At 41.9% G+C, this 16,803-nt stretch carries 15 protein-coding genes, 4 tRNA genes and 1 pseudogene; 1 reads left to right on the top strand and 19 read right to left on the bottom strand.

Annotation, left to right across the window (positions count from 1 at the left end; genetic code table 11):
* The 19 genes and pseudogenes from FTU36_RS04015 to FTU36_RS03925 all read right to left on the bottom strand — a co-directional run.
* Positions 1–760 (bottom strand): elongation factor Tu (locus FTU36_RS04015; RefSeq protein ID WP_180065799.1); only part of this gene is annotated, 760 nt, incomplete at its 3' end.
* A 154-nt stretch (positions 761–914) separates the two neighbouring features.
* Positions 915–989: transfer RNA gene (locus tag FTU36_RS04010), tRNA-Thr, on the bottom strand.
* A 23-nt stretch (positions 990–1,012) separates the two neighbouring features.
* Positions 1,013–1,088, bottom strand: a tRNA-Gly gene (locus FTU36_RS04005).
* A gap of 38 nt (positions 1,089–1,126) precedes the next feature.
* Positions 1,127–1,210, bottom strand: a tRNA-Tyr gene (locus tag FTU36_RS04000).
* A gap of 54 nt (positions 1,211–1,264) precedes the next feature.
* Positions 1,265–1,340: transfer RNA gene (locus FTU36_RS03995), tRNA-Thr, on the bottom strand.
* A 98-nt stretch (positions 1,341–1,438) separates the two neighbouring features.
* Positions 1,439–2,932 carry an anthranilate synthase component I gene (trpE, locus tag FTU36_RS03990; protein WP_180116846.1) on the bottom strand — a complete coding sequence of 498 codons (1,494 nt, stop codon included), beginning with the start codon at positions 2,930–2,932 and terminating at the stop codon, positions 1,439–1,441.
* A gap of 117 nt (positions 2,933–3,049) precedes the next feature.
* Positions 3,050–3,718 (bottom strand): phosphoglycolate phosphatase, encoded by a 669-nt coding sequence (locus FTU36_RS03985; protein WP_180116842.1) that lies wholly within the window; start codon positions 3,716–3,718, stop codon positions 3,050–3,052.
* 77 nt (positions 3,719–3,795) lie between these two features.
* Positions 3,796–4,545: an FHA domain-containing protein gene (locus tag FTU36_RS03980; RefSeq protein WP_180116841.1), complete on the bottom strand. Its 750-nt coding sequence runs from the start codon at positions 4,543–4,545 to the stop codon at positions 3,796–3,798.
* A 77-nt stretch (positions 4,546–4,622) separates the two neighbouring features.
* The gene (gene gspD / locus FTU36_RS03975; RefSeq protein WP_180002842.1) at positions 4,623–6,854 is read right to left on the bottom strand and encodes a type II secretion system secretin GspD; all 2,232 of its coding nucleotides are present in this window, start codon (positions 6,852–6,854) and stop codon (positions 4,623–4,625) included.
* 42 nt (positions 6,855–6,896) lie between these two features.
* The gene (locus FTU36_RS03970) at positions 6,897–7,763 is read right to left on the bottom strand and encodes a type II secretion system protein N (protein ID WP_180012118.1); all 867 of its coding nucleotides are present in this window, start codon (positions 7,761–7,763) and stop codon (positions 6,897–6,899) included.
* A complete protein-coding gene (gspN, locus tag FTU36_RS03965; RefSeq protein ID WP_180012120.1) occupies positions 7,763–8,506 on the bottom strand; it encodes a type II secretion system protein N in 744 nt (247 codons plus the stop codon). Before gspN ends, FTU36_RS03970 begins: the two co-directional genes overlap by 1 nt.
* Before the next feature lie 167 nt (positions 8,507–8,673).
* Positions 8,674–9,000, bottom strand: coding sequence for an H-NS family nucleoid-associated regulatory protein (locus FTU36_RS03960; RefSeq protein WP_180007248.1), 327 nt, complete (start codon positions 8,998–9,000; stop codon positions 8,674–8,676).
* A 142-nt stretch (positions 9,001–9,142) separates the two neighbouring features.
* Positions 9,143–9,574, bottom strand: coding sequence for a thioesterase family protein (locus FTU36_RS03955; protein WP_180116840.1), 432 nt, complete (start codon positions 9,572–9,574; stop codon positions 9,143–9,145).
* Positions 9,575–9,583: 9 nt separating this feature from the next.
* On the bottom strand, positions 9,584–10,777 hold the full coding sequence (locus FTU36_RS03950; RefSeq protein WP_180116839.1) for a heme biosynthesis protein HemY: 1,194 nt from the start codon (positions 10,775–10,777) through the stop codon (positions 9,584–9,586).
* Positions 10,778–10,783: 6 nt separating this feature from the next.
* Complete coding sequence (locus tag FTU36_RS03945; RefSeq protein ID WP_180007023.1) at positions 10,784–11,626, bottom strand: hypothetical protein; 843 nt, start codon at positions 11,624–11,626, stop codon at positions 10,784–10,786.
* Positions 11,623–12,402 carry a uroporphyrinogen-III synthase gene (locus FTU36_RS03940; RefSeq protein ID WP_180059372.1) on the bottom strand — a complete coding sequence of 260 codons (780 nt, stop codon included), beginning with the start codon at positions 12,400–12,402 and terminating at the stop codon, positions 11,623–11,625. Before FTU36_RS03940 ends, FTU36_RS03945 begins: the two co-directional genes overlap by 4 nt.
* Positions 12,403–12,405: 3 nt before the next feature.
* Positions 12,406–13,323, bottom strand: coding sequence for a hydroxymethylbilane synthase (gene hemC, locus FTU36_RS03935; protein ID WP_218954373.1), 918 nt, complete (start codon positions 13,321–13,323; stop codon positions 12,406–12,408).
* A 95-nt stretch (positions 13,324–13,418) separates the two neighbouring features.
* Positions 13,419–14,159, bottom strand: a complete 741-nt coding sequence (locus FTU36_RS03930) for a LytTR family DNA-binding domain-containing protein (protein ID WP_180012128.1) — start codon at positions 14,157–14,159, stop codon at positions 13,419–13,421.
* Positions 14,160–14,212: 53 nt separating this feature from the next.
* Positions 14,213–15,366: pseudogene (locus FTU36_RS03925) on the bottom strand (sensor histidine kinase).
* Between FTU36_RS03925 and argH the strand changes: the two are divergent.
* Entirely contained in the window at positions 15,357–16,787 is a 1,431-nt protein-coding gene (gene argH / locus FTU36_RS03920) for an argininosuccinate lyase (RefSeq protein WP_171319324.1), read from the top strand. The pseudogene FTU36_RS03925 and the gene argH overlap by 10 nt on opposite strands.
* Positions 16,788–16,803: the final 16 nt, after the last annotated feature.

Raw genomic sequence — 16,803 nt, 5'->3', positions numbered from 1 at the left:
CTGTATCTTTAATACCAACGATTTCAACTTCTTCGCCTACTTTCACGATACCAGTTTCAACACGGCCAGTTACTACTGTACCACGACCTGAAATTGAGAATACGTCTTCGATTGGCATAAGGAATGCAAGGTCGATAGCACGTTCTGGCTCTGGGATGTAAGAGTCAAGAGCTTCAACAAGAGCAACTACAGCGTCTTCGCCGTATTGACCAGCTTCACCATTAAGCGCTGCAAGAGCAGAACCACGGATTACTGGGGTGTCGTCGCCTGGGAAGTCATAAGTAGAAAGAAGTTCACGAACTTCCATTTCTACTAATTCAAGAAGTTCTTCGTCGTCAACAAGGTCGCATTTGTTTAAGAATACAACGATGTAAGGTACACCTACCTGACGAGAAAGAAGGATGTGTTCACGAGTTTGTGGCATTGGACCATCAGTCGCAGCACATACAAGGATCGCACCATCCATTTGCGCAGCACCAGTAATCATGTTTTTAACATAATCGGCGTGACCTGGGCAGTCTACGTGAGCGTAGTGACGGATTGGAGAATCGTATTCTACGTGTGAAGTATTAATTGTAATACCACGTGCTTTTTCTTCTGGTGCAGAGTCGATTGCAGCGTAATCTTTCGCTTCACCGCCGAATTTTTTTGCACATACAGTTGCAATTGCAGCTGTTAAAGTCGTTTTACCATGGTCAACGTGACCGATTGTGCCCACGTTAACGTGTGGCTTATTACGTTCAAACTTAGCCTTAGCCATGCTTTTCTTCCTCGTTTACGTCGAACACAATTCTGAGTAAAACCCAGCTCCGACATATCGCCTAAAAAAATAAACACCCAATACTTGAAAAGCAGACTAAAAAGCCTGCTTCTGGAATCTTGTGCAACATTTAAAGTTGCTAAACTGTAAAATCTGGAGCTCTTATCGAGATTTGAACTCGAGACCTCTCCCTTACCAAGGGAGTGCTCTACCACTGAGCTATAAGAGCAAATATAAGCACTTCAATAGATATGGAGCGGGAGACGAGGGTCGAACTCGCGACATGTAGCTTGGAAGGCTACCGCTCTACCAACTGAGCTACTCCCGCACGATGTTGGTACAAACCACTTATTGAAGTCTTAAAATTGGTGGTGAGGGAAGGATTCGAACCTTCGAAACTTTCGTAGCGGAGTTACAGTCCGCCCCCTTTGACCGCTCGGGAACCTCACCATTTTACACTTACTTCAGTGTCGTTCTTTCTACTCACTCTCAAACTTTCTAAGATGGTGCCGGCACACGGATTCGAACTGTGGACCTACTGATTACAAGTCAGTTGCTCTACCAACTGAGCTATGCCGGCGTTTCTTAGTGTTTCGTACGTTTCGTATCGGAACGGTGTGCAGTTTAGCAAATCTTGAAATCCTTGCAAGTGTTTTTTCTAAAAAAAACGTGAAAAACTCATAAAATCAATCCATTTGATGATAATTCAACCGCTTTGATCACTGCGCGAGCTTTTATTTGGGTTTCATTCCACTCTGATTCAGGATTAGAGTCATACACCACCCCTGCTCCAGCTTGAACATAGACCTTATTTTCACGAATTACACAGGTACGAATCGCAATCGACATGTCCATTTCACCATGCCAGCCTAAATAACCAACAGCACCACCAAAAATTCCACGTTTTACTGGTTCAACTTCGTCAATAATTTCCATAGCGCGGATTTTTGGTGCGCCTGAAAGTGTGCCCGCAGGGAATGTTGCTTTAAAAACATCCAAAGCATCGACATCATCACGTACTTCACCTTGCACATTTGACACAATGTGCATGACATGCGAATAACGTTCGATCACCATTTGATCAGTCACGTGAACTTTACCGATTTTAGAAACGCGTCCGACATCATTTCGACCCAAATCGATCAACATCAAATGCTCTGCAATTTCTTTTTCATCAGATAGCAAATCTTTTTCGAGCGCTAAATCTTCTTCTTTGGTTTTACCCCGTGGTCGCGTTCCCGCCAAAGGACGAACTGTTGCTACACCATTTTCTAGGCGGGACAAAATTTCAGGTGATGAACCGACGATATGAAAGGGAATGTCATTCTCAAGTGTTTGCCCTTGCACCAAGAACAAATATGGAGATGGATTGAGGTGACGTAGTGCACGATAGACCTGCAAAGGCTCACCATCAAAATCGGATACCATACGATGACCTGGGACAACTTGCATCACATCACCAGCTTTAATGTACTCTTTTACTTTTGCAATAGAGTCAATAAAGTTGTCGTGCCCAGTGATGGATTCAAACTGTGGTGCAGTATGCTTATTTGCTTTAAGTGCAATCGGTGTTGCCAAAAGTTCTTCCAGCTCATCCAATTGTTGCTGCGCTTGAGTATAGGCCTCGGCATCATTTACATCGGCATGCACAATTAAGAATAAGGTATCCTTAAGGTTATCAAAGACGATGACGGTTTTTGATAGCATCATCCAAATATCCGGAATCCCGACCGGGTCAGCTTCTGGAACGTTATTGAGCTTTGGTTCGATATAACGTACAGCATCATAACCAAAGTATCCAACCAATCCACCGGTAAAGCTCGGCAACGCTGGCAAATCTTGCTGTGTAGGCACTTTATATTGTGCTTGGAAGTCACGAATGTATTGAAATGGGTCAGCACATTGTTGTTTTTCAACCGAGCCATCAGCATGTTGAACGGTCAACTGCCCTTCATTACACGAAAATACGGTGGACTCGCCCAAGCCAATAATGGAGTAACGCGCCCAGTTTTCGCCACCCTCTACAGATTCAAATAAATAGGCTTGTTTATGTTGTTTTAATCGCGCAAAGACAGAAAGTGGAGTTTCTGTATCTGCCAAGCGCTGACGATATACCGGAATCAAGTTATATCCAGCAGTTTTCAGTTGTTCAAATTGAGTTTGTGTAGTCATTTGGGTTTCTCTATATTTCGCGTGGTCAATTTCAGTTAATTTCTTCTCATGCTGATTGAGTGACGCCATCGAAAACCTACACACTTGCTCATTTTCACTTCCTTAACCCTACTTATTTCAACCCAATAATTCTTTTAAGTTATCAACCACGTGCTGCGGCTGACAATCTCGAATATTTTCACCATGATTATAGCCATAGCTGACCACAATACAATCAATACCCGCACGACGTGCTGCCTCTACATCATTGACAGAATCACCCACCATCAAAATTTGCTGTTTCGGCAAGGCATAATGCTCCGCACAATACTCTAGCTGCTTGGGATGTGGTTTACGCTCTTCAAAACGATCTCCGCCAATCACATCATCAAAGTATTCATGCATACCTAGTGCCTGCACAATACTGCGTGCCGGTTGCTCTGGTTTATTGGTCACACAAATCAGAATTTTCTCTTCTGCTTTTGCCCAATCCAAGAACTCTAGAATGCCGTCAAAGGGCTGCGTCAAGACACAAGGATCGGCATTGTAAATCTTTAGAAAAGTTTCCAGTAAAAGATGGTGCTGTGCGGCATCCACCTTTCCGGTCAAGTATTCAAGTACGCTATGACAAAATAATGAAGTCCCTTTCCCAATCCAGTTTCGCACCTGCTCTTCTGTGACCAAAGGTAATTGCAACGCATTTAGACTCATATTCATCGCACGATGTAAGTCAGATGCTGAATCGACTAGCGTTCCATCCAGATCAAATAAAATCATTTGGCGTTCTGCTAAACGAACTTCAAACATAATATCCCTCTATTTTTTTGTAAATTTTCCCCATAAAAAAGGCATGCCCATGCATGCCTTTTGAGGAATGTCTCGGTTTATTTAAACAACACCCATGCAATAATTGCAAGAATGATTAAAACAATGACTGAGATTAAGCCTACAGAGGCATTTTTTTGCGCTTCACGCTCTTGCTCTACACATGTCGCTGGAATTTCTACATCACATGCTTCATTTTTCGGAGCAGCAGTAATGTCAATTCCCTCAGGGATTGGCGCAGGTTTAGGCACACCCACATTGGTCGGCATACCATCACGAGTCAATTGAACTGAACCATCACGCTCTTTCAACTCTGGCATCCCTTGATCATTCATTTGTTGTGCTGCAGTTTTAACGATAGGCTCTTGTGTCTCAGTTTCAGACGTTTTAACAACAGGTTCTTGTGCCGCAGTTTCAGAAACCGCAACAGCTTCAGACGGCTGCTGAACAGGTGTAATTTCTTCTGTTTGCAACGCTTCAACGCTTTGTTCAATATCCGCTGGGATCTGAACAGCTTTAGCTGGAGCCAATAAACTAAACTTCACACTGGCAAACTGTACAATATCACCTTCTTTTAAAAGTGATTCACCAGTCAAACGGACATCATTAATAAACGTCCCATTGGATGAATTGAGATCTTGCAACCAGAGTGCCTGATCTTTCAGTACAAAGGCAGCATGTTTACGCGATACATCAGATTCTTGTAAAACAATATCTGCTTGTTGATGACGACCCACCAATATATCTCGCTCAATACTAATTTCTTGTCCTGTTAAATCACCAGAAATTGCTTGAATTTTCCAAGTCATGAAGTTAATTCTCTATTGCTCGTTTTTTTCATCATAGCATGCAGTGGTTTCAAAGCTAAACCACCCTACTGTCTAACCTAAGGAGTTTCCGCCACTTTGCCATTCGGTACGGTTATGGTTTGGCGCTTCACTGCAGGTTCAATGGCGACTGGCGTGGAGACCACTGCCGCTGGCTGTGTGGTTTGTGGTGCTGTAGGTACCGTCTTATACACAGGGGCTGGTGCTGTACCTTTTGAAACAGGTATGCGCTGCTGATACACATCGTCCACATTTTCAGGTAATTTCGCAAAATTACCGTCATTATCCAGTGCCAGTTGCAGACTATAGAGCTGACTGTAACGTTGCTGAGACATTTTCTTCACATCAGCAGAATTTCCAACAATGGTCGGATGAATAAAGATCAGCAAATTGCGTTTACTGTTGGATTTTCCTTCCGAGCTAAAAAGTTTGCCCAGTACAGGAATAGCCCCGAGCCCCGGAACGGATTGACGCCCATGCAATGTATTGTCCGAGATCAAACCACCCAACACAATCGTTTGACCATGCTCTGCCAAGATCGAGGTTTTAATCGCACGTTTAGTCGTAACTAAGTCCGACGCTTGACCTTTATTGTCTTTTACATCAGAAACTTCTTGCTCGACCTCTAAACGCACCGAGCCGCCATCACCAATATGCGGCACAACTTTCAAAGTAACACCGACATCTTTACGCTCAATCGATGTATACGGATTGGCTGTACCACCATTGGTGGTGACCGAACCTGTCACAAATGGAACGTTTTCACCCACCACAATATAGGCTTCTTCGTTGTCCATCGTCACTATCGACGGTGTAGATAATAAATTGGATTTGGTCTTTTCTTTTAAGGCCTGAATCATCGCACCATAGAGTTTGCGCGAACCATCACTGCCTTCACGATAATCACCAAGAACTACAGAAGTACCCGCACTCACCGCGCTACCCGCACCCGCAGCACCACCAGTTAAATAACCTGCGGCAATATTTTTTAAACTAGAACCAAAGTTATCAAAGTTAATTAAGCCGATACCACTACTGATATCTCCCAACGCCCATTGCACACCGAGCTGATCGGTATCCGTGCCTTCAACTTCAATAATCGCCGCTTCGATCAGCACTTGCTGACGACGAATATCGAGCTGCTGAATCGCAGATTCAATTTCACGCATGAGCTGCGGATCTGCTTTCACAATCAGTGCATTTTGTGTGGCATCAGCAATAATACTCACGCCATTGGCATTAAAGCTTGAGATACCGTTTTGCGTATTATTGGAAGAGTTATTACTGTTGAGGTTAATACCTGAACTGGTGTTATTTTGTGAACTGAATGACTGTGAATTCGAACTGTTACTATCATTCATTAAACTGTTCATCGTGCTGCTATTTGAGCTATTCGATGAATTTGTACTCGAAACGGCCTGCCCTGTGACCAAGCCTTGTAAGATTTCTGACAAGTTTTTGGCACTTGCATACTTTAGACGAAAAACTTTCAATCCACCCAATCGATCTGCAGCAGGCACATCTAAGGTCTCAATAATCTTACGAATACGCTTACGTGTCGCTGTATCACCTTTAATGATAATACGATTGGTTCGATTGTCCGCGATGATACGAATTCGTGAACCTTTCGGGTCTTTTGATGCGCCGGTCGAACTCATCGACTCTAACAGCCCAATCATTTCTTCGGCCTGACTCGATTGCAGCGTCACGGCTTCGATATCATTTTGACCCGTTCCATCTAAATTACGAATAATCGTTTCGAGCTGGTAAATATTACTAGCACGGTCTGAGACGATCAGCGCATTGGTCCCCGCCACTGCTGACAAATGTGCAAATTGCGGCATCAGTGGACGTAGGGCTGGAATTAAGTCGTTGGCATTGGTGTTATCAAGCCAAATTACTCGGGTGACAATTTGGTCTCCAGACGCACGGTGGCGCGCATCATAAGGAATGCCCGAGCTTTTTACATTACTGTCTGGAACCAGTTTAATGGTGTTGCCCGATGGAATCGCCACCACGCCATTGACATTCAATACACCGAGAAACAGGTCATAGACTTCATTTTTATTTAAAGGCTTATTGGAAATAACCGTTACATTTCCTCGTACCCGTGGGTCAACTGCAAAATTTTTCCCCGTGATATCTGCGACTTCATTAATGAATGCCGTAAGATCTGCATCACGTAAATTGATTTTCCATGTTTGTGCATAACTTGCTGTGCTGACCATAGCAACCAAGGGCACCATGGCATAGGCAGCTAAAGTTGAACGGTTATTATTAAATAAAGCCATATACGCCTGTGTTTCCTAACCCTATAAAGTGATGAAACATCACTAAAAATCCTGTTGTATGGTCATCACTTGATCACCACGTTTGACTTCAAGTTTCACCTGCCCTTCACGGCGGGCTTGTTCTAATAATTGCGCCTCAGATTGTCCTGCACCGACTGCCTGCCCATTTAAAGACATAATGCGGTCACCCGGTTGCAAACCCAATTTATTTCTCAAGGCAGCAGGTGTTCGATTTGAAATCTCAAACCCACCATTACCTGATGGATTCACCCCCATTTCCTGCAGATATTGCTCACGATTTTCTGTCATGCGTTGTACGGCCTGACCAATCGCGGACTGCGTCGTGCCTTGCCCTGAATTTGCAGGATTAGCTGCATTTTGCATGCTGTTATTTTGCAAAGATCCGCCTGATGTTGCATTGGCTGTAGGGACAATCGGTTGATCTAATCCGTTTTCAATACCTTGGAACGCTAATTCACGCCGTGCACCATTACCCTGCGTTAAAATCACCTTATCCCAATAAACTTCAGCCAGTTGATATGATGAACCTTGAATGGTTTCTCCAACCAAGTAGCGATCTGAACTCTCATTGACCTTAATCACTGCCGACGAGTAGCGACTTGGCTGTCCAACCACCACACCTTGTAACACCATATTTAACTGCGCGTCAGCTGCTGAACTGCGGTTTTCCTGAAACAAGGCAAAAGAGCTAATATTAGGAACTTGCGTTTGCTGTGAACCCAATTCAACTCGGTCTAACTGCATGGCTTGTGGCGGTGCAATCAATAACCAAAATAAAGCGGCTAACTTCCAGCACAGGTACAAAATTATTAAAGCCAAGACCACAGGTGCAAGTCGATCTGTTTGCTTCCAATTGATCTCGCGGATTTTTTCGAAATAGTCAGCCATCAGTTCACCCCACTCAATAGAGGTTGACGCGAACTAATCACATACGTATCTAATCCTGCCTTACCTTCATAGGAAGCAACATTCATCAAAAAGCGCTGGGTTAATTGCACATCCAACATGAGGTCTGGCTCAAGTGATAAATTCATCATCTTTTGTTCGCGTTGATCTCGAACATCAATCGACAATTTGCCATTATCATCTTTTAATTGAGCTAACATGGCAGGCACATTCATTGACTCTTGACGCTGTGCAAAGCTAAAGGATAAATCCCCACCTGCCCACTGCATCTCGCCTAATGACTGACTAAATCCCTGTTGTGGCTTATATTTAAACTGCACATCTTTTAATTGAATGGCATTCGTTGGCCATTGCCAATCGGCAAAACTTTTTAAAGTTTCAGGGGCAATTTGACCCTCTAAGTTTTTAATACTAATACTTTTGCCAAAACCATACCCCATAACACCTTGCAGTTTGGTATTGCCACTATGAATTTCAACATTTGCACCCAAGCGTAATAAAATCAAGTCCCACGGGCGTGTGTTCCAGTTTAACGAGCCTTTCAAATTTCCTCGTGTCCAATCTGCTTGCCCATGCCAAATATTGCCACTGACGTTATGTAGCATTTGGTTATTTTTATAAAACTTTGTAATGAGCCACGCTGCTGGCACTTGCAGCATAACGAAAATTAAAAAACTGATCGCAGCAAAAATGAGCCACCGAATATTATTAGTTTTATTGATCATCCCACCACAACCGATCCATCAATTTTTTTCCATCATTTAAACATTTTTCTTTATAGACACATTATGCATACTTTTTCTGCATAGCCAATTCAAAGAGATAAAAAAACCAGGCATTTGCCTGGTTTAATTATCCTGAACTCAGGATATGACGATTTCATGAATTGTTCTTAAATTAAGAAGTCTTCTAGTTTCGCGCCTTTTTCTAACTCAGCCACTAACCAACGTGGTTGTTTACCACGACCAGTCCACGTGTCATCTGCATTGGTTTTGCTACGGTAACGTGGCTCAACCGCTTTACGCGTTGATTTTTTACGTTTGCTTAAACCAAATTCAAGAATTTGTTCAACGCTTAAATCTAAATTTTCTGCAATTTCAACAATACGGTTATACGCATCTTCAATCGCTTGATCTTTTTTAGATGCAATCAGTGCTTCAGCTTCTACTTGAAGCTTCTTTAACTCTTCAACTGATAAATTACTAATATCAGGCATAATCTTTAACTCCGAAATTTCATTTTAATAATGCTTATGAAAACTCGCTCATAATATTATAATAAAATTTTTATTCAATAAATAATTTTCATTTTACTACAATATTTTAACACGACTCCTTAAAATATATAAAGTTAAATTGTATTTAAATATTATTTCCCACTGAATTTTCTAAGGCTTTTATTTTGGTTTTAATATTTTCTGGAATAGAGGTTTTTTGCAGGGTCATTTTATCCACGCACACAATAACCGCATCGCCTGTTGCAACGATTTTTTGTTGCTGTTCACTCCATAATATATAACTCATACGAAATGCACTATTTCTTAATTCTTCAACGCGCGTTGCCACTTTTAAAATATCAGGATAAACCACGGGGCTTAAATATTTACATTGGCTTGAAGCCACAACCGTAATCACAGACTGATTAAATATATCCAACTGATCTAAATAACCAATCCGCGCACTTTCCATATAACGATAATAATTCACGTTATTTACATGACCAAAAGCATCCATATCCCCCCAAGCGACGTGTTGAGTATGAACCAATGAATATTGAGCTAAATCTTCTTGCATATAATGTCCTTATATTCGAATTTCCATAAAATTAGCATTATTTTCAAATATTAAATTTAATTGTTTGGTCAAATATTCCTGCTGATTTAAAGCTGACTTGATACGTAAATAACTCATTAATACATCATTTGGATATAATTCTAATAATGCATCCGCCTCAGCTTGGCGTTCTGTCGCTTGGTAAATATTCCATTTTGCAAAACTAAAAACAGGTAGTGCAGGATACTTTTCTTCCCAACGTTGAATCTGCTGTTCTACAGCCACATAGTCAGGGTTTTGCTTCAACATTTTTTGCTGGAACCACAAAAAGAACACTTCTTTGTTAAATTGCTGTTCAAGTAAATGAATAGCCAATTGCTCATGTTCCTGACTCATCTCTGGCATACGAGACAAGACTTTTAACCACAACACTTTGACCGCATATTTACGCTCTGTTATTTGATCTTGCAAATCCAAATAACGCTGCTTTAAATGCTGTAAGTCATCGACATCAGCTTGATCAAATGCAGATAATAATTGCTCCAACCAAGCTTGTTTTGTCAGCTCATCTAAATGTCCATAACGTGTCGAACGCAAATACAACCAAGGAAACTGCAACGCAAACATGCCCCATAGCGTGGTTAAACGCTGCTCATAGGCAGTGCTGACTTTTTGCAACCATGGCGATAATTCATGTTGATTCAAAAATTCGAGATGCGTTAAAGCCTTTTCACCCTCTTGTTGGGATAAATAAATTTCAATCCGTTGCAATTCTGCGAGTTCAAAAGCCATTGGATTGGTCTGAGTTAATGCATTTAATGCTGTTTCATATTGTTGCTGAATCCAATATAAACGCGCATCAATCACCCCTTTTAATAATCCAGACTCAGTAAAAGCTTGCTGAATAAAGTTTTTTTGATCTTGCGCAGCATTTAAAAGCCAAATGACAGCCAATTGTTCATAGGGATGCAGTTTATTAAAACTAAAGACTGTTTCAGATTTACGCTGCTCTCGACTTAAATAGCGTTTAACCGCATACCAAAGCATTTGCACGAACAAACTCAGTAGTGCCAGCAATAATGCTAAAAACCAAATATTGGATTGAACTTGCCATTCACGCCAGTATAAATAGACATAGCCTGCACCATGTCCAAAACTCAGCAAACTAATAATGGCAACAACCAATAAGCTAATAAATAAATAGGCCAATAAAATATGTTTCATAGTCGATTATCCTATGAGTGCCCGAGTATTTAATAGCGGTACAGAAATAACCGGAATGTCCTTTAATTGTTCTAGACGTTGGCGTATCGGTTTTAATGAAGCATCTGGCAATTGCTGCATAATTTGCATAATTTCAGTGATTTCTTGTTGAAATTGAGGATATTGTCCTTGATTTAAAACTTGCTGAGCCAAAATTAAACGTAACTGCATTTCTTTTAATACCAAGCTACGCTGCATTAATACGGGACTCGGTTGTTCGACTGATTCGACTTGAATCCATTTTTGCCAAAAAGAAAGACCTTTTTGCTGCTCTTTTGAACTATAGGGCTTTAATATTTCTTTTTCTAACAATTGATCGATGGATTGCAGGGTATTTTTCACTTTATCAGATTGCAACTGACGCTCTGTCACATATTGCTTTAAGGTCTCACGGTCTTTTTGAATCACCTGATGCAAACTCATACGCAGTGCAGGTGCCAAGCTCAACTGATCTAATTGTTGGTCTAATTGGTTTAATTTTTCTAAAGCGACAGCAAATTGTTGTTGCTGCATGGCAAATTCAACCAAATCAAGTTGCTGGCCCACAACCATCATTGGCTCAATACTATGGGTCGCCTCAGCAGCAATCGAAGCATTCGATGTCGTTGCAGCCGACATCTCGGTCGTTGTGCCATTCAACTGGCGTTTCAAAGCCACGACCTGATCATTCAAACCTGCATTGCGCTGTTGCAATAAAGTTTGTTGTTGCATCAGTTCGGTTTGTTGAGCATTGACCTGAAACAAGTCAAAACTGAGTTTAGCCAACCAAAGTACGGCGACAATGACCACAACGACAAACAACTTCTTCATGTATTTCCCTGCACGACTTGCACATGCTGCAATATGTGTGTCGCGTTTAAATCTTCGAGTTGAATAATTTTAAAATCTTTGTTCAGTGTTATACGACTTTGCTCAAGTAGCTCGAACAACCTTACACCTAAAACTAAAAAATGTGCATGACTCAGCACTGATAAATGCGACTGAATCAAGTCAAGCCAATTGAGCCAACTGGCCTCACTGGTGATCAACATACAATACGGAGATGACAACTGATGTTCAGAAATGAGTGTTTTTACTTTTTGAGTGGTCTCTTCCGGTAGATGCCGTTCGTATAGCACAAAATTGAGAACCTGAATGCCACGTTCTAGCAACTGCTGCATCATAAATTGACGACCACCTTCACCGCGCCAAAATGCAACACAAGCCCCGGTCTCTAATTGTTCTAAATGGCTTAAGGTGAGCATTCCCTCCGATGTTTCCACCTGCGGTACCACACTGTGAATGCCATAATCAGCCAGCTTTGCTGCGGTTGCGTCACCAACTGCAACCCATTGAATATGTTCGAACTGCTCAAGTGAAATGCCTGCCTTACGCAAACCTTGCATACCAAAGGTGACCGCAGAGGGGCTCACCACAACCAATACATCCGCAGCACTCAACTGGGCGTAGCACGCTGCCAATGCTTCTGACCATGCCCGCGGCTTGAGCTCAAGTAATGGAAGCTCAGCCACAGCAACACCCGCAGAGCGCAGCGTCAAGCTAAGCTGCGCTGCACGATCTGTCGGACGTGTATTGATAAAAAGCATGTATTAATACAGTGCCTTTAAAATTTCACCGGCACCTTGGGCTAACAAGTCTTGGGCCAATTTGACACCGAGCTGTTCAGCCTGTTCGGGAAGACCTACTTGCTGTGCTTTCAACAAGGTTTGACCGTCAACACTACCGACTCGACCTTCCAAATGAATCTGACCATTTTCTAAGGTTGCATAACCTGCAATCGGTACTTGACAGCCACCTTCTAGATATGCATTAAATGCACGTTCTGCGCGTACACAGGCATTGGTCTCTGTATGCATTAAGGGCAAAATTAAATCCAATACAGTTTGATCTTGGCTACGACATTCTAGGCCCAATGCACCTTGTCCAACTGCAGGTAAACTCACAACAGGCTCAAGAGTATGACGAATACGCTCTGCTAAACCCAGACGCTTCAACCCTGCACTGGCCAAAATAATCGCATCATAGTTACCCGCATCGAGTTTAGATAAACGCGTACCCACATTGCCACGCAGATCAATAATCTCGAGGTCTGGACGTTGTTTTAAAATTTGGCATTTGCGGCGCAAGCTCGATGTCCCAACCTTCGCACCTTGTGGTAAATCATCAAAACTGTTATAGGTATTTGAAACGAAAGCATCTAATGGATCTTCACGCTCACAAATCACGGCCAAGCTTAAACCTTCAGGCAATGCCATCGGCACATCTTTCATCGAATGAACTGCTAAGTCTGCACGACCATCCAACAACGCCGCTTCTAATTCTTTTACAAATAATCCTTTCCCCCCAATTTTGGCTAAAGGGGTATCTAGAATCTTGTCACCTTGGGTCACAAAAGTCACCAACTCAACTTTCAAATTTGCATGAAGTGCTTCTAAGCGTGCACGAATATGTTCCGCCTGCCAAAGTGCAAGCGGGCTTTGTCGAGTTGCGATCTTAAGGATATTCATAAATTTTAAAATACAGTCTATAGGGCTATTATTCTAAACTTAACTTGCTCAGTTGAAAATGCAAGCTTAATTCGCAATGTGCTTTAACCCTTGCCCTATAATTTTTGTATTCGCTCGCGTAAATTCGGTAAATGCCGACGGCTGACCGCCAAACGTTCTTCTAAATCTCGACAACGCACTTGATATTGTCCTGAGCTTACAACCTCTAAACCATCTAAAAAGCTCACAGACACCAAGGCATTACGATGGATGCGTATAAAGCGATCACCAAATTCATGCTCTAAATCCTTCAGCGTTTCATCAATAAGTACATTGCCATTTTTATGCCGAACAGTGACATATTTCTGATCTGCAAGAAAATAATAAATATTTTCCACAGGGACCAGTTCTACACCACGATAAGTCTTTGCCGCGATTTGATGGCGGCTGATTTTAATTTCGTCCATATTTTCTTTTTGTTTTATCGTGCTCAATTGAGCTTGGGTTAATTTAGTTAAATGATCTAAAACCTGCTGCAATTCCTGTTGCATAACTGGTTTTAGTAAATATCCCTCTGCATTCGATTTAAATGCATCAAGTGCATGATGATCATATGCAGTGCAAAAAATAATAGCGGGCATGGGGTCTAATTCACGCAACAATTTCGCGCAAGTCAACCCATCCATTTCAGGCATTTGTATATCTAGTAAGATGACATCAGGCTCGAGGCTTTGAGCCAAGTCAATCGCTTGTTGACCATGTGAAGCTTTCGCAACCACTTGATGTCCAAGTTGAGTGACTAAACGTGACAATCGCTCTACTGCTAGAGGCTCATCATCACAGATTAGGATGTCCATTTCTCCTCCTTATCTCGTTAACGTCATTTATTTTTATTGGTCAACTGAGATTTCTATTTATATTGATATTGCACCACAGTCGTATACATTCCCTCGCCTGCGTAGGTTTGAAAAGTGACATGCTGACCATAATATGCCTCAAGTCGCTGTTTCACGTTTTCGATGGCAATACCATTCCCCTGACGTAATTTAATTGTATCCTGTGTATAGGGATTTGTAATAACGATATTAATTTGATTTTGTAATATTTCAATCAATATATTTATCGTACTCTTTGTCAAAATCTTTTCAACTCCATGAAAAATACTATTTTCTAATAAAGGTTGTAAAGTTAATAGTGGAATTTGTACTTGAGCGTATTGTTCAGTACCTTCTAGTTTCCACTCCACCTTAAGCCGATCACCTAAACGCATTTGTTCAATGGCCAAATAACGCTGACACAGATCGATCTCATCTTTGAGACTTACCAACTTCAATTCTTGAAAACTTGCACGGAACAATCGAGATAAATTCAGTAGCATTTGCTCCGCTTTATCTGGGTCAATCGCAATCAAGCTAATCACATTGTTTAAGCTATTAAATAAAAAATGTGGATGAATCCGAGCTTGCATAGCCTGAATGCGTGAGTTTAATTCACTATGATGTTGTCGACCCCACTGTTCTCTTAAATATAAATATCGAAAACAAAATGCCCCAAGTAATACCCCATAGCTCAGATTTAAAACCACACCAGCAGTTAAAACGTCTGCACTCAAACCAGCTAAACTGAAATTTTCACCAAAATAGATCAAAACATTTAAAGTTATGGTGGTGAATAACACCAAAGCTTGCAATAAAACAAACCCGCTAAACATGAGCATTTTCATGCTTAAACCACGCGTCTTGCTCTGCAAAAGCTCTGAAAATGCTGCAAATGCCAATAATATCCAGTTAATAAACAACACATGCTGCATGACACTGGAAACACTTAAGGCTTGCCACGATTGAGCTTGGGCCAAGACCAAAACCAAAGCCACAATATTGCCCGCAAGAAAAAGCTCCCACAGATAGTGCCAACGGCCCATTTTTCCTGAAAATACTGAAATTGTCATAGACCTAAACCCTGTCTAAAAGTTTGATCAACTTGCCCTTCGGCAACTGGGTTCGAATTTGCTATACTCTTGCTCAGTTCTATGCTTTTTATCTTATTGAGCCGACATGACCACATCTTCTAATTCCTCAAATCCGTCACAAGCCCAAACTTCAGGCATGTGGGGCGGTCGTTTTTCCGAAGCTACTGACGCTTTTGTTGCTGAATTTACAGCATCTGTACAGTTTGACCAACGCTTTTATAAACAAGATATTGCAGGTTCAATTGCACATGCAACCATGCTTGCAAAAGTTGGCGTTCTAACTGAACAAGAGCGTGACGATATTATTAATGGCTTAAACACCATTAAAGCAGAAATTGAAGCGGGTAACTTCGAATGGCGCATTGACCTAGAAGATGTGCACATGAATATTGAGTCACGCTTGACTCAACGTATCGGTATTACAGGTAAAAAACTACACACCGGTCGTAGCCGTAATGACCAAGTTGCAACCGATATCCGTCTGTATGTTCGCGACGAAATCGATGCGATTTTAGAATTATTGAAAAAATTACAAAAAGGCATCCTAGGCTTAGCGGCGAAAAATACCAATACCATCATGCCGGGCTTCACGCATTTACAAACTGCACAGCCAGTGACTTTTGGCCACCACCTAATGGCGTGGTTTGAAATGTTGGTTCGTGACTCAGAGCGTTTAATTGACTGCCGTAAACGTACCAACCGCATGCCTTTAGGTTCTGCTGCACTTGCTGGAACAACCTACCCGATCGACCGCGCATTCACTGCAGAATTACTAGGTTTTGAAGCCGTTGCAGAAAACTCTTTAGATGCTGTGTCTGACCGTGACTTCGGTATTGAATTCAATGCTGCGGCATCACTCATCATGATGCATTTATCACGTATGTCAGAAGAAATGATTCTTTGGACATCGGCTCAGTTCAAATTTGTGAACATTCCTGACCGTTTCTGCACTGGCTCTTCAATCATGCCGCAAAAGAAAAACCCAGACGTTCCTGAGTTAATCCGTGGTAAAACTGGCCGTGTATATGGTGATTTGATGAGCCTATTGACCCTGATGAAAGGTCAACCATTGGCATACAACAAAGACAACCAGGAAGATAAAGAACCACTATTCGATGCAATTGATACTGTTCGTGGCTCACTCATGGCATTTGCCGACATGATCCCTGCACTAGTGCCAAACATTGACATCATGCGTGAAGCAGCGCTGCGTGGCTTCTCAACTGCAACTGACCTTGCCGACTACCTCGTTAAAAATGGCGTAGCATTCCGTGATGCGCATGAAATTGTGGGTAAAGCGGTTGCCCTCGGTGTTCAAGAAGGCAAAGACCTTTCAGAATTAACCCTTGAGCAACTTCAACAATTCTCTGACTTGATTCAAGCCGATGTCTTCGAAAAAGCATTAACACTTGAAGCATCTGTCAATGCACGTAACCACATTGGTGGTACTGCACCTGCTCAAGTTGAAGCAGCAATTGAACGCGCACACGCACGTTTAGAAAAACTTTACGCATAACTTTTTCAAGTTAAAT

This window comes from Acinetobacter sp. YH12096 (genome assembly GCF_013419215.1).
Lineage (GTDB): Bacteria > Pseudomonadota > Gammaproteobacteria > Pseudomonadales > Moraxellaceae > Acinetobacter > Acinetobacter amyesii.
This window is presented reverse-complemented; position numbering and strand designations above follow the sequence as displayed.

Coding starts and splice junctions, on each gene's coding strand:
- FTU36_RS03955 (WP_180116840.1), bottom strand. CDS start 9,574: ATGCAAGAAGATTTAGCTCAATATTCATTGGTTCATACTCAACACGTC.
- trpE (WP_180116846.1), bottom strand. CDS start 2,932: ATGACTACACAAACTCAATTTGAACAACTGAAAACTGCTGGATATAAC.
- hemC (WP_218954373.1), bottom strand. CDS start 13,323: ATGAATATCCTTAAGATCGCAACTCGACAAAGCCCGCTTGCACTTTGG.
- FTU36_RS03930 (WP_180012128.1), bottom strand. CDS start 14,159: ATGGACATCCTAATCTGTGATGATGAGCCTCTAGCAGTAGAGCGATTG.
- FTU36_RS03945 (WP_180007023.1), bottom strand. CDS start 11,626: ATGAAGAAGTTGTTTGTCGTTGTGGTCATTGTCGCCGTACTTTGGTTG.
- FTU36_RS03985 (WP_180116842.1), bottom strand. CDS start 3,718: ATGTTTGAAGTTCGTTTAGCAGAACGCCAAATGATTTTATTTGATCTG.
- argH (WP_171319324.1), top strand. CDS start 15,357: ATGACCACATCTTCTAATTCCTCAAATCCGTCACAAGCCCAAACTTCA.
- FTU36_RS03940 (WP_180059372.1), bottom strand. CDS start 12,402: ATGCTTTTTATCAATACACGTCCGACAGATCGTGCAGCGCAGCTTAGC.
- FTU36_RS03970 (WP_180012118.1), bottom strand. CDS start 7,763: ATGGCTGACTATTTCGAAAAAATCCGCGAGATCAATTGGAAGCAAACA.
- FTU36_RS03980 (WP_180116841.1), bottom strand. CDS start 4,545: ATGACTTGGAAAATTCAAGCAATTTCTGGTGATTTAACAGGACAAGAA.
- gspN (WP_180012120.1), bottom strand. CDS start 8,506: ATGATCAATAAAACTAATAATATTCGGTGGCTCATTTTTGCTGCGATC.
- FTU36_RS03950 (WP_180116839.1), bottom strand. CDS start 10,777: ATGAAACATATTTTATTGGCCTATTTATTTATTAGCTTATTGGTTGTT.
- gspD (WP_180002842.1), bottom strand. CDS start 6,854: ATGGCTTTATTTAATAATAACCGTTCAACTTTAGCTGCCTATGCCATG.